The 13,509-nt window shown below is 70.8% G+C and carries 10 protein-coding genes; 9 read left to right on the forward strand and 1 reads right to left on the reverse strand.

Annotated features, from left to right (window positions below):
- The first annotated feature begins 236 nt into the window (after positions 1-236).
- From BDK63_RS02135 to BDK63_RS02155, 5 genes are read left to right on the forward strand one after another with little or no spacing between them, the layout of a single operon-like run.
- Complete coding sequence (locus BDK63_RS02135) at positions 237-1,460, forward strand: ABC transporter substrate-binding protein (RefSeq protein ID WP_183329678.1); 1,224 nt, start codon at positions 237-239, stop codon at positions 1,458-1,460.
- 11 nt (positions 1,461-1,471) lie between these two features.
- Positions 1,472-3,016, forward strand: coding sequence for a fatty acyl-CoA synthetase (locus tag BDK63_RS02140; RefSeq protein ID WP_183329679.1), 1,545 nt, complete (start codon positions 1,472-1,474; stop codon positions 3,014-3,016).
- Between the two features lie 44 nt (positions 3,017-3,060).
- Entirely contained in the window at positions 3,061-4,167 is a 1,107-nt protein-coding gene (locus BDK63_RS02145) for an acyl-CoA dehydrogenase family protein (protein WP_183329828.1), read from the forward strand.
- Positions 4,168-4,182: 15 nt separating this feature from the next.
- On the forward strand, positions 4,183-5,370 hold the full coding sequence (bktB, locus tag BDK63_RS02150; protein ID WP_183329680.1) for a beta-ketothiolase BktB: 1,188 nt from the start codon (positions 4,183-4,185) through the stop codon (positions 5,368-5,370).
- 33 nt (positions 5,371-5,403) lie between these two features.
- A complete protein-coding gene (locus BDK63_RS02155) occupies positions 5,404-7,056 on the forward strand; it encodes a fatty acid--CoA ligase (RefSeq protein WP_183329681.1) in 1,653 nt (550 codons plus the stop codon).
- 149 nt (positions 7,057-7,205) lie between these two features.
- On the opposite strand, the gene BDK63_RS02160 is transcribed toward BDK63_RS02155, so the two are convergent.
- On the reverse strand, positions 7,206-8,213 hold the full coding sequence (locus BDK63_RS02160; RefSeq protein WP_183329682.1) for an AraC family transcriptional regulator ligand-binding domain-containing protein: 1,008 nt from the start codon (positions 8,211-8,213) through the stop codon (positions 7,206-7,208).
- Between the two features lie 149 nt (positions 8,214-8,362).
- Here BDK63_RS02160 and BDK63_RS02165 point away from each other — a divergent pair, with 149 nt between their 5' ends.
- The 4 genes from BDK63_RS02165 to BDK63_RS02180 are packed head-to-tail and all read left to right on the forward strand — an operon-like array spanning position 8,363 to position 13,491.
- Entirely contained in the window at positions 8,363-9,046 is a 684-nt protein-coding gene (locus tag BDK63_RS02165) for an ABC transporter ATP-binding protein (protein ID WP_183329683.1), read from the forward strand.
- On the forward strand, positions 9,033-9,716 hold the full coding sequence (locus BDK63_RS02170; protein ID WP_183329684.1) for a TVP38/TMEM64 family protein: 684 nt from the start codon (positions 9,033-9,035) through the stop codon (positions 9,714-9,716). The genes BDK63_RS02165 and BDK63_RS02170 overlap by 14 nt, the downstream gene beginning before the upstream one ends.
- A gap of 26 nt (positions 9,717-9,742) precedes the next feature.
- Complete coding sequence (locus tag BDK63_RS02175; RefSeq protein ID WP_183329685.1) at positions 9,743-12,268, forward strand: FtsX-like permease family protein; 2,526 nt, start codon at positions 9,743-9,745, stop codon at positions 12,266-12,268.
- Positions 12,265-13,491: a lipocalin-like domain-containing protein gene (locus BDK63_RS02180; RefSeq protein WP_183329686.1), complete on the forward strand. Its 1,227-nt coding sequence runs from the start codon at positions 12,265-12,267 to the stop codon at positions 13,489-13,491. Before BDK63_RS02175 ends, BDK63_RS02180 begins: the two co-directional genes overlap by 4 nt.
- Positions 13,492-13,509: the final 18 nt, after the last annotated feature.

Below are 13,509 nucleotides of genomic sequence, written 5' to 3' on the forward strand. Positions count from 1 at the left end.
GCCCCTCTGGCCGCATATGTCGACTATTCGTCGAGATCATTAGCATGCTCGGCAATATAGCCGCACACATTGGCAGGAAATGCATAAAACCTGGCCCGATCGATCAACCCCTCCCCGATCTTTGTTCCTACCATGGGGCCTGAGCGTCAGCTCGAAGCACGCTCCGAAGTACACAACAACGGTAGACAACATCGGTACACAACATCAGTACACAACAACAACGCAAAGGCCATTCCATGACCACAACCCGCCAGTTCGCCCTGGGCGCCCTCGCCGCCTCCGTCATGCTCGCCTCCCACGCCGGGGCCGCCGACTTCACCGACAACGAGATCCGTATCGGCTACCTGGCCGACATGTCAGGCGTCTACCGCGACCCGATCGGCCCCCTGGGCCTGGATGCCATCCAGATGGCCGTCGACGAGATGGGCGGCAACATCCAGGGCGCCGAGATCGTGCTGTTCAGCGCCGATGACCGCAACAGTGCCGACGTGGGCTCCAGCGTCGTGCGCGAGTGGATCGACCAGCAGAACGTCGACATGGTCACCGGCCTGGTGGCCTCTTCGGTCACCCTGGCCGCGGTCAAGCTGCTGGAAGAGGAGAACCGCCTGGGCCTGGTCAACGGCGCCGTCTCCTCCGGGGTCACCAACGAGAGCTGCGCGCCCAACCATATCCACTGGGTCTACGACACCTGGGCCATGTCCAACGGTACCGCCCGCGCCATCACCCAGGAGGGCAACCCCAACTGGTACCTGCTCAGCGCCGACTACTCCTTCGGCCACGCCCTGGAAGCCGACGTGGAGCGGGTCGTTGTCGAGAATGGCGGCACCATCGTCGGTAGCGCCCGCCACCCCTTCCCGAGCAACGATTTCTCGTCGTTCATGCTCCAGGCCCAGGCCTCCGGCGCCGATGTGATCGCCCTGAACAACGCCGGCTCCGACACCATCAACGCCATCACCACCGCCGGCGAGTTCGGCATCACCCAGGCGGGCCAGATCCTGGCCGGCATGGTGCTGTTCAGCACGGACGTGCGCAGTATCGGGCTCGATGCCGCCCAGGGCCTGCAGTTCACCACCGCCTGGTTCTACGACCGCGACGAGGAGTCCCGCGCCTGGGCCGAACGCTTCCGCGAGCGCACCGGCAGCATGCCCACCCAGGTCCATGCCGGCCTCTACTCCAGTACCCTCCACTACCTGCAGGCGCTCGATGCCGTCGGCACCGACGAGGCCCAGGCGGTACGCGAGCAGATGGCCGCGACCCCGGTCAACGACATCTTCACCACGGGCGGCTATATCCGCGAGGACGGCCGCATGGTGCATGACATGTACCTGGTGGAGGTGAAATCGCCGGAGGAAGCCGCCGACGAGGACGACCTGTTCAAGCTGGTGCGCACCATTCCCGCCGAGGAGGCCTTCCGTCCGCTCTCCGAGAGCCAGTGCCATCTGGTCAACAACGGCGCCTGAGGGGGAACGAGATGAGCCTCAATCCGAAGATCCAGCAGAACACCATCGGCGCGGCCCTCAACCGCAGCGCCCGCAAGCACGGCGGCAAGCTGGCACTGGCCTTCAACGACAGGGGCTGGTCCTACGCCGACCTCAACCGGGCGGTGAACCGGGTCGCCAACCGGTTGCTCGAGTCGGGCCTCGCTCCCGGGGACCGCCTGGCGGTCTACGGCAAGAACTCCGACGCCTACGTGATCGCCTGGCTGGCCGCGACCCGGGCCGGCCTGGTGCACGTGCCGGTGAACTACGCCCTGACCGCCGACGAACTCGGCTATATCCTCGAGCAGTCCGGCGCCACGGGCCTGCTCAGCGACCTCGGCCTGGCCGACACGGTGACCGCCGCCACTGAGGGCAGGGCGCTGGCACTGTCGGGCACCCTCCATGCGGGGCAGAGCGATGGCTTCGACGTGCTGGCCGCGGCCATGAGCGAGGGCGGCGAGGCCGAGCCGGAGGTGGCGGTGGAGGGCGCAAGCCTCGCCCAGCTGCTCTACACCTCCGGCACCACCGCCGCGCCCAAGGCGGCGATGATGACCCACCAGGCCCTGCTCGCCGAATACATGGCCTGCATGGTGGAACTCGACATCAAGGGCGACGAGCCGATGCTGGCCGCCCTGCCGCTCTATCACTCCGCGCAGATGCACGTCTTCCTGATGCCGGCGCTGCTGCTGGGCGCACCGGTCCACCTGCGCGAGGCGCCGCTGCCCGACGACTGCCTGGCCCAGATCAGCCGCCAGGGCATCGCCTCCTTCTTCGCCCCGCCCACGGTGTGGATCAGCCTGCTGCGCCACCCCGACTTCGAGCGCTCCGACCTGAGCCGCCTGAAGAAGGCCTACTACGGTGCCTCCATCATGCCGGTGCCGGTGCTGGAGGAGCTTCGCCAGCGCATTCCCGGCGTGGGGCTCTACAACTGCTACGGCCAGAGCGAGATCGCTCCCCTGGCCACGGTGCTGCGCCCCGAGGAGCACGACGCCCGGCCGGCCTCGGCGGGCCGCCCGACCCTCACCGTGGAGACCCGCATCGTCGACGCCGAGATGAACGACGTGCCCACCGGGGAGCACGGCGAGATCGTCCACCGCTCGCCCCAGCTGCTCACCGGCTACTGGGACAAGCCGGAGATGACCGAGGAGGCCTTCCTCGGCGGCTGGTTCCACTCCGGCGACGTGGGCTACGTCGACGAGGAGGGCTATCTCTTCATCGTCGACCGCATCAAGGACGTCATCAACACCGGCGGCGTGGTGGTGGCCAGCCGCGAGGTGGAGGAAGGGCTCTTCCAGCACCCCGCCGTCTCCGAGGTGGCGGTGATCGGCCTGCCCGACGAGAAGTGGATCGAGGCGATCACCGCCGTGGTGGTGCTCAAGGAGGGCGAGGAGGCCAGCGAGGAGGCGCTCATCGCCCACGCGAAGCGCGTCATGGCGCACTACAAGGTGCCCAAGCGGGTGCTATTCGCCGATGCCCTGCCCAAGAGCACCGCCGGCAAGATTCTCAAGCGACACCTGCGCAAGGAGCTGAACGCGTGACCCAGGCCATCCCCCAGGACGAGCTGACGCCGCTCTTCCACGACATGATCTGCCGCTTCCTGGAGCAGGAGGTGGCGCCCCACTACGAGGCATGGGAGGAGGCCGGCGAGCTGCCCCGCGCACTCTGGAAGCGCATGGGCGAGGCCGGGCTGCTGGGCATCGACATGCCGGAGCCGCTGGGGGGTGCCGGCGCCGACTTCGCCATCACCCAGCTGGTCATCGAGGAGATCTCGCGGCGCGGCTACGGCGGCCTGGCCAGCGCCTACAACATCCACGCCAATATCGTGATGCCCTACCTGCTGCATATTGCCACCCCGGCCCAGCAGCAGCGCTGGTTGCCGGCCATGGCCAGCGGCGAGGTGATCGGCGCCATCGCCATGACCGAGCCCGGTGCCGGCAGCGACCTGGCCGCCATGAAGACCCGCGCCCGGCGCACCGCCGATGGCTGGCGCCTGGACGGCAGCAAGCTCTTCATCACCAACGGCCAGGTGGCCGACCTGGTGATCGTCTGCGCCAAGACCGACCCGGAGGCCGGCGCCAGGGGGGTCTCGCTCTTCCTGGTCGACACCACCCTGCCCGGCTTCTCCCGGGGCCAGCCGATCAGGAAGATCGGCCAGCACGCCAGCGACACCGCCGAGCTCTTCTTCGACGGCGTCGAGCTGCCCGCCGATGCCCTGCTCGGCGAGGAGGGCCGGGGCTTCGCCTACCTGATGCAGGAGCTCCCCCGGGAGCGCCTCGGCGTCGGCGCCCAGGCCCTGGGCGCCATGGAGGGTGCCCTGGCGCTGACACTGGAGTACGTCCAGGAGCGCCGCGCCTTCGGCCAGCGGGTGGGCGACTTCCAGAACACCCGCTTCACCCTGGCCGAGGTGCAGGCCGACATCGAGCTGGGCCGCGCCTACCTCGAGAAGTGCATGGCGCAGTATCGCCAGGGCGCCATGGGCCCCACCGAGGCTGCCATCCTCAAGCTGCGCCTCACCGAGATGCAGTGCGCCACCGCCGATACCTGCCTGCAGCTGTTCGGCGGCTACGGCTACACCCGCGAATACCCCATCTCGCGCTTCTATCTGGATGCCCGGGTGCAGACCATCTACGCCGGCACCTCGGAGATCATGAAGGAAGTCGTTGCCCGCTCGCTGCTGGGCAGGACCTGAATCAGGAGAGACACCATGCGTCTGGATTCCGTTGTCATCCTGGGTGGCGCCCGTACCGCCATCGGCGGCTTCGGCGGCAGCCTGGCCGGCCTCGCCCCCCACGAGCTCGGCACCGTCACCGCCCAGGAGGCGCTCGCGCGCGCCGGCGTCGAGGCCGCGGCCATCGACCACGCCGTCTACGGCCATATCATCACCACCGGCCCCGAGGACGCCTACCTGGCGCGCCATATCGCCCGAGAGAGCGGCGTGCCCGACGAGGCCGGCGCCTTCAACGTCAACCGCCTGTGCGGCTCCGGGGTGCAGGCGCTGCTCTCCGCCGCCCAGCAGATCACCCTGGGCGACAGCCGCCTGGCCCTGGCCGGCGGCGCCGAGTCCATGAGCCGCGGCGCCTACCTGCTGCCGCCCCAGGCGCGCAGCGGCCTGCGCATGGGTCACGCGGCGGTCACCGACCTGACCCTCGGCATCCTCAGCGACCCCTTCGGCAGCGGCCACATGGGTTGCACCGCCGAGAACATCGCCCTTCGCCACGGCCTCACCCGCGAGGCCGTGGACCGCTTCGCCCTGGAGAGCCACCACAAGGCGGCCCGGGCCATCGCCGAGAGGCGCTTCACCGAGCAGATCGTGCCGGTCACCGTGCGCGAGGGGAAGACGGAGCGCCGCTTTGACCAGGACGAACACGTGCGCGAGGGCGTCACCCTGGAGGACCTGGCCCGGCTCCGGCCCGCCTTCCAGAAGGAGGGCATCGTCACCGCCGGCAACGCCTCGGGCCTCAACGACGGCGCGGCGAGCCTGGTGCTGGCCCACGCCGAGGAGGCCGAACGCCGCGGCCTGACACCCCGGGCACGGCTGATCACCGGCACCGCCGCCGGGGTCGAGCCGCACCTGATGGGGCTGGGGCCGATTCCTGCCGTGCGCCGCTGCCTGGAGCAGGCAGGGCTCGCCATCGGCGATATCGACGTCATCGAGTCCAACGAGGCCTTCGCCGCCCAGGCCATGGCGGTGGCCGACGAGCTGGGCTTCCCGGCCAAAAGGCTCAACCCCAACGGCGGCGCCGTGGGGCTGGGTCATCCTGTCGGCGCCACCGGCGCCATCCTGGTGATCAAGGCGCTGGCCGAGCTGGAGCGCACCGGCGGCCGCTACGGCCTGATCACCCTCTGCATCGGCGGCGGCCAGGGCATCGCCCTGCTGATCGAGCGCTGCTGAAGGAACCCCGGACAACCACGAGGAGACACGCCGATGACCACCGTCAACCCCAGGATCCTGCCGCCCACGCCCTCAGCCACCAACCCGCCGCTGCTGATCGGCGAGCTGCTGGAGAGCGGCGTGCGCATGGCCGGCGACAACCAGATCGTCTACCGCGACCTGGGCCGCCACAGCTACCGCCGCTTCCGCGAACGGGTGCACCAGCTCGCCCACCTGCTCAGTGCCCAGGGCGTGCGTGCCGGCGACGTGGTCGCCGTCCTCGACTGGGACAGCCACCGCTACCTGGAGGCCTTCTTCGCCATCCCCATGCTGGGGGCCATCCTGCACACGGTGAACGTGCGCCTCTCGCCGGAGCAGGTCCACTACACCATGGAGCACGCCGAGGACGACTTCGTGCTCGTGCATCGTGACTTCGTGCCGCTACTGGAGGGGCTCCACGAGCGGCTGCCGCGCATTCGCGGCTACCTGCTCTGCCAGGAGGAGGAGGCGCCCCTCGAGACCCGCCTGCCCCTGGTGGGCGAGTACGAGACGCTGCTGGCCGAGCAGCCCGGCCACTACGACTTCCCCACCTTCGACGAGAACGCGGTGGCCACGCTGTTCTACACCACCGGCACCACCGGCAACCCCAAGGGGGTCTACTTCACCCACCGCCAGCTGGTGCTGCACACCCTGGGCGAGGCCAGCACCTTCCAGGCGCCGGGGTTCGAGCTGCTCGACCGCGACAAGGTCTACATGCCGATCACGCCGATGTTCCACGTGCATGCGTGGGGCGTGCCCTACACCGCCACCCTGCTCGGCGCCACCCAGGTCTACCCCGGGCGCTACGAGCCGGAGATGCTGGTCAAGCTGCTGGTCAGCGAGAAGGTGGACTTCTCCCACTGCGTGCCCACCCTGCTCGGCATGGTGGTGGGCGCCGAGCCGGTCGCCTCGGGCCGTGTCGACCTCTCCGGCTGGAAGCTGCTGATCGGCGGCAGCCCCCTGACCCAGGCGCTGGCCCGGCGAGCCCATGAGCTGGGCATCGACACCCGCAGCGCCTACGGCATGTCGGAGACCTGCCCGCTGCTCACCGCCGACATCCTGCCCCGGGATATCGCCGAGGCCGACTTCGAGACCCAGCTGCCGTGGCGCTGCAAGGCGGGCGTGGCGGTGCCGCTGGTGCACCTGCAGGTGGTGGACGAGAGCGGCACACCGCTGCCCCAGGACGGCGAGAGCGTCGGCGAGGTGCGCGTCCGCGCCCCCTGGTTGACCCAGGCCTACTACAAGGAGACCACCCGCAGCGAGGAGCTGTGGCGCGACGGCTGGCTGCATACCGGCGACGTGGCCACCCTCGACGAGCGCGGCTTCCTGCAGATCCGCGACCGCATCAAGGACGTGATCAAGACCGGCGGCGAGTGGATCTCCTCCCTGGAGCTGGAGAACCTGATCGCCCAGTGCCCCGGCGTGGCCGAGGTGGCAGTGATCGGCATGCCCGACGAGCAATGGGGAGAGCGCCCCGCCGCCCTGGTGGTGCCCCTTGACCTCAACGCCCCGCCCACCGGCGACGAGGTGCTGACCTTCCTCAAGCAGTTCGTCAACGAGGGGCGCATCAACCGCTGGGCGCTGCCCTCCTCCATCCGCTTTGTCGACGAGATCCCCAAGACCAGCGTGGGCAAGCTGGACAAGAAGCGCATCCGCCAGGAAGCGTAAAAGCGGTATGAGCTTTGACTGAAAAGCCGGCGAGCGAAGAACAGACAAGGCAAAAATCGGCGAAAAGACGGAGTTTACAACTGTAAATGAGTACTTTGAGCTGATTTTTAACGCCGTTTGATCGAGCGCAGCCAGTTTTCGGACAAAGCTTACCGGGGTACCGCCAGCGCCCGCCTGTAGGCGGCGGGGGTATCCCCGGTCCAGCCGCGGAATGCGCGGCTGAAGCAGGCCTGGTCCTGGAATCCCAGCGACTCGGCCAGGGTCGTCAACGGCTGCTCGCTGCGGGTCAGCGCCTGGATGGCGAAGTCCCGCCGACACTCGTCCTTGACCGCCTGGAAACGGGTCCCCTCCGCCGCCAGGCGCCGCGAGAGGGTGCGCACCGACAGGTGCAGCGCCTCGGCCACCTCCGCCACGCTGGCCGAGTAGGCGCCGTGGCGGGTCAGGTGCTCGCGCACCCGGTGGGCGAGCAGACGCTCCTCGAAGGAGACATAGAACCAGTCCGCCGGGGCGCGCTGCAGGAAGGCGCCCAGGTGCTGCTTGGTCTGGCGGATCGGCTCGTCGAGCACCGCTCGATCGAAGTAGATGGCGGTCTGGGGACAGTCGAAGAGCACCCGGCCCGGATAGAAGTAGCGATAGTCGGCACTGTGTGCAGGCTGGGGGTAGGCGCATTCCATCAGCAGCGGTGGAATCTTGCGGGCGATCATCCACGACGCGATGCCGTGGAGCAGCTTCAGCATCAGCTCGTGCACCAGGATGCGGCTGCCTGCCGGAGCGCAGTGTTCTACGAGGCCGATACGCACCCGCTCGTCGCCGTGGCTGACCTCGTAGCCGAAGTCATCCAGCAGGATGCGGAAGAACAGCCGATAGCGGTGGAGCGCCACCCTGAGGGTCGGCGCCTCCAGCAGGCTCAGGCAGAGCAGCTTGAGGGTGCCGCCACGCAGCGGCCGGGAGAAGAACCCCGGCGTCTCGTCATCGCACTCGTTGACCAGCAGGCGATAGAGGGTGGCAAACTGCTCCACGGTGACTCGCCCGTGCCGGGTGTCCAGCCAGCCCGGCGAGATGCCGGCGCGGCGCAGCAGGCTGCCGCGCTCGCGGTGAAGCTGTGGCACCCCCCGAAACAGCTCGCCGACAAAGTGTCTCGACACCGTGACCGTCACTCTGCCCTCCCTTGGCCATCAGGCCGCATGCCCCGGCATGCCCTCGGTTATACGCTATCGCCTTGCCGGCTTCACTTCTCCGTGAGTCGCCTGTGGCGGCGCAACGTTCTGTGCCACCATGCCGGAGGGAACGCCACCGGGAACTCTCCATGCTCGAATTTCGTCAGGTCCACAAGGCCTACGCCACCCCCCAGGGGCCACTGACGGTGCTGGACGGCGTCGACCTGACCCTGGCGGCGGGGCAGAGCCTGGCGCTGATGGGCGAGTCGGGCAGCGGCAAGTCGACCCTGCTGCACCTGGCGGCGGGGCTCGACCTGCCGGATGCCGGAGCGGTCACCCTGGCCGACCGGCCACTGTCGGCGCTGGCCGAACCCGACCGGGCCCGGCTGCGGCGCGAGGCGCTGGGCCTGGTGTTCCAGCAGTTCCACCTGATACCGAGCCTTAATGTGATCGACAACCTGCGCCTCCAGGCCCGACTGGCCGCCGTGGAGGACCCCGAATGGACCGCCGAGCTGGTGAGCCGGCTCGGCCTGGCCGGGCTGGAGAAACGCTACCCGGAACAGCTCTCCGGCGGCCAGCAGCAGCGCCTGGCCATCGGCCGTGCCCTGGCCCCGCGCCCCGCGCTGCTGCTCGCCGACGAGCCCACCGGCAACCTGGACGAGACCACCGCCGGCGACGTGCTGGCCCTGTTGCTGGAACTGGTACGCAAGACCGGCTGCGCGCTGCTGATGGTGACCCACAGCGCCCGTGCCGCCTCACCGCTCGATCGATGCCTGCTGCTGTCCAAGGGTCAGGTGGAAGACGTGACGGAGCGCGCCCATGACCCGTCGTGAGGGGATATTCCGAGGCGGCATCGTGGTCGTGGTGGCCGTCAATGTCGTTGTGATCTGGCTGGTCATGCAGCAGCTGGGGATGCCCGACTCGCTGTCGCCCGACGCCCTGTCACAGTGGCTCGGCGAGCGTGGCGCGCTGGGCCCCTTCCTGATGATGGCGCTGATGGTGCTGGCGGTGGTGGTGGGCCCCATCCCCACCCTGCCGATCACCTCCGCCTCGGGACTGGCCTTCGGCATCCTCCCCGGCGTGGTGCTCTCGGTGATCAGCGCGCTCGGCGGAGCCATGATCGCCTTCTACCTGGCCCGCTTGCTGGGCCGCGACCTGCTCCGCGAACGCTTCCGGGACAATCCGCTGTTCGGCGCCCAGGGGTCGCAGCGGCTACTGTTCATCACCGTCCTTGTGACCCGCCTCGTGCCGATCTTTTCCTTCGCCCTGATCAGCTATGCCGCCGGCGTGACCGCCATCACGGCATGGCGGTTCGCGCTGGCCTCGTTGATCGGCATGCTGCCCATGACCCTGATATTCGCCAGCCTGGGGCACACCTTCCAGCTGCATCCGCTGCTCAGCGGCATGGCGGCGATCGCGATCCTCATCGCGATGACCCTGCTTCCCTGGTACCTGCGCCGCCATCGTCACTCGCGCCTGGCCCGCTGGCTCCACCTGGACTGACCCGACCCCGGAGTTTCCCCGCCCCCATGCCCACGGCCCTGTCGACCCTGCTCTCCCACTATCGGCGCCACCCCGGCCAGCTGGTGATGCTGCTGCTCGGCCTCTGGGTAGCCAGCGCCCTGTGGAGCAGCGTCCAGGCGATCAACGCCTCGGCCCGGGACAGCTACGCCCGCGCCGAGGCGCTCTTCACCACCGGCCTGGACCGCCTGGAGCGCCGCGACGGCCAGTCGCTGACCCGGGAGGACTTCACCGCCCTGCGCCGGGCAGGGGTGCCGGTCTCGCCGATGCTGGAGGGCGAGCTGGAGGCTGCGGACGGCACCCGGCTGACGGTGATCGGCATCGACCCGCTGACCCTGCCCGGCGACAGTGCCTTCGCCACGGCGGGCAGCCTATCTTCAAGCCCGGGAGAGCTCACCGGCTTCCTGTCGCCCCCCTGGCAGACCCGGGTGGCCCCGGACACCCTGGCCGTTCTCGGCGTCGCCCCGGGCGATGCCGCAGGAAGCACGCCCGGGCTGAGCGCCGGGCGACGCCTGCCACCGCTGAGCCTGTCGCCCTCGCTGCCGCCGGACACCCTGGTGATGGACATCGCCGCCGCCGCGGCCCTGCTGGAGAGCGGCGAGCGGATCAGCCGGCTGGTGGCGGCGCCCGGCGCGCTTGCCGAGGCCCCGGACGGGCTGGTGCTGACGCCCGCCACGACCCTGGCCTCGCCGGGCCAGCTCACCGAGAGCTTCCATCTCAACCTCACCGCCCTGGCGCTGCTGGCGCTGGTGGTGGGGCTGTTCATCGTCCAGGCGGCACTGGGCCTCGCCCTGGAACAGCGCCTGGGGATGCTGCGCACCCTGCGCGCGCTGGGGGTGACCGGCCGCGCCCTGGTGGGCCTGCTGGCCCTGGAGCTGGTGATCCTGGGGCTGGCCGGGGCGCTGGCCGGCATCGCCAGCGGGGTCTGGCTAGCCCAGGCGCTGCTGCCCGACGTGGCGGCCACCCTAGGCAGCCTCTACGGGGCGGGGGTCGGCGCCGAGCTGCGGCTGCCCTGGCACTACTGGCTGGGCGGGCTGGCGGTGACCCTGGGCGGCCTGCTGCTGGCCGGCTCCGGCGTGCTGTGGCGGGCGGCCCGGCTCAGCGTGCTCGACCTGGGTCAGGCCCAGGCGTGGCGGGCCGGCTTCCACCGCCAGCTGCGGCTGATGGCCATGGCCGGCGGCCTGGCGGCGCTTGTCGGCCTGGCGCTGTGGGCCTGGCTGGCCCGCCTGCCGCCGGGCGAGGGGCTGCTGGCCGGCTTCGGCCTGGTGGCCGCCCTGCTGCTGGCCAGCGCCCTGTGGCTGCCGCCGGTGCTGGCCGCGGCCCTGGCCGGTCTGGCGCACCTGGCCCGGCGACGCCCGCTGGCCCAATGGGCGCTGGCCGACCTGCAGCTGCAGCTGCCGCGGCTGTCGCTGGCCATGATGGCCCTGCTGATCGCGCTCTCCGCCAACCTGGGGGTGGGCAGCATGGTGGGCGGCTTTCGCCTCACCTTCCTCGACTGGCTGGACCAGCGCCTGGTCGCGGACCTCTACCTTCGCCCGCCGGCGGAGCGGTTCGACGAGGTTCACGCCTGGCTCGGCGAGCATCCGGGGGTGGCCGAGCGGCTGGCCACGCGGCGCAGCGAGGCCATCCTGCTGGCGGCCGAGCGCGAGGGGGCCTCGCGGCGCCTGGAGCTGCCGGTCGGCCTCTACGGCATCACCCCCGGGGCGACCCTGATGCCCGCCTGGCCCCTGCGGGAGACCCTGGCGGGGCGCCAGGCGGCCTGGTCGGCGTTTGCGGCCGGCGACGCCTTCATCAACGAGCAGCTGGCCACCGCCGAGGGGCTCGCTCCCGGCGACCGCCTCACCCTGGCCGGTGCGGGCGCCCGCGGCGGAGCCCGCCAGACGCTGACCGTGGTGGCGGTCTACCCCGACTACGGCAACCCCCGCGGCGAGGTGCTGCTGGCCACGCCCCGGCTGGCCGAACGCTTCCGGGCGCCGCCAGGCTCGGTGGGCATCGTACTGGCGCCGGGCGCCGACGCGGATGACCTGCGCAATGCCCTCGCCGAACGCTTCGCGCTGGGCCGCGACAGCCTGCTGGACCAGCGCGAGGTGAAGCGCGTTGCCACCGGCATCTTCGAGCGCACCTTCACCATCACCCGGGCGCTCAACGCCCTGACCCTCGGGGTGGCGGCCCTGGCGCTGCTGGCCAGCCTGCTCGCCCAGGCCCGCGAGCGACGGCGCCAGTTGGCGCCGCTGTGGGCGCTGGGCGTGCCCCGCGCCCGGCTGGGCCACCTCCAGCTGGCCCAGCTGGGCGGCGCGGCCCTGGCCACGGGCCTGCTGGCGGTGCCGCTGGGTATCGCCATCACCTGGGGGCTGGTGGCGGTGATCAACGTGGCGGCCTTCGGCTGGCGCCTTCCGCTGCACGTCTTTCCCGGCGAGATCGCCCTGACCCTGGCCACCGCGGTGGCGGTGGCGCTGCTGGCCGCCGCGCTGCCCGTGCTGCGGCTGTGGCAGGCACCGCCCCGCACGCTGCTGGCCGAGGAGACCCCGTCATGAGTGCCCGAGGAGCCCACAAGCGGTGGAGAGGCCCGGCCTGGAGAGGTCCGGCCTGGAGAAACCCGGCGTGGCGCGGCCTGGCGCTGGGCCTGGCACTGGGCCTGGCCCTGCTGCTGGGCGGCTGCGAGGAGGGTACTGCACCCGAGCCCTCCGCCGGCTTCGCCGGCCTGGGCGAGAGTGCAGAGGGCTTCGCCCAGGCGCGACCCGGCACGCCGCTGCGCTTCCCCGAGGACCACGGCGCCCATCCCGACCACCGCATCGAGTGGTGGTACCTCACCGCCAACCTGGAGGACCAGGCCGGCGAGCCGCTGGGCCTGCAGTGGACGTTGTTCCGCCAGGCCCTGGTGCCCCCCGCCGAGCGCCCGGCCCCCGGCCCCTGGGTCGCCGACCAGCTGTGGATGGCGCACCTGGCAGTCTCCCGGGGCGAGACCCACCGGGTGGCGGAGCGCTTCGCCCGCAGCCACGCCGCCGACCCGACCCATGACGGCCCCGGCCAGGCCGGGGCCATGGCCCATCCCTTCCGGGCCTGGCTCGACGACTGGGAACTCGTCACCCGGGTGGACGCCCCCGACGCCGACACCTTCGAGCGGCTGACCCTAACCGCCTTCGACGGCGAGGGCGAGGCGCGCTTTGGCTACCGCCTCGAGCTCACCGCCGAGGGGCCCCTGGTGCTGCACGGCGAGGCGGGCTTCAGCCAGAAGGCCGCCGACGGCCAGGGTTCCCATTACTACAGCCAGCCCTTCTGGCGGGTCGAGGGCGAGGTGATCCTGGATGGCGAGACCCATGCGGTCACCGGCCGCGGCTGGCTCGACCGGGAGTGGAGCAGCCAGCTGCTGGGGGCCGAGCAGGCGGGCTGGGACTGGTTCTCCCTGCACCTGGACGACGGCCACCGGCTGATGGCCTTCCAGCTGCGGGGCGGCGGGGAGGCCGGCGGCGAATACCGCTCCGGCACCTGGATCTCGCCCGAGGGGGAGCCCCGGGCGCTGGCACCCGGCGAGCTTGCCCTCACGCCGCTGGCCACCTCGGGCGCGGCCGACCGCGAGGTGCCCACCCGCTGGCGGCTGGAAGTCCCCGCAGCGGGCCTCGACCTGGTCGTGGAGGCGCCCCAAGCCGAGCGCTGGATGGACACCACGGTGCCCTACTGGGAAGGAGAGGTGGTCGCCCGCGACCATGACAGCGGCGACCGCCTGGGCGTGGGCTACCTGGAGATGACGGGGTACTGATGGCCGACCCGCACGGCC

The sequence above is a fragment of the Halomonas campaniensis genome (assembly GCF_014193375.1).
GTDB classification, from domain to species: Bacteria; Pseudomonadota; Gammaproteobacteria; order Pseudomonadales; family Halomonadaceae; genus Halomonas; species Halomonas campaniensis.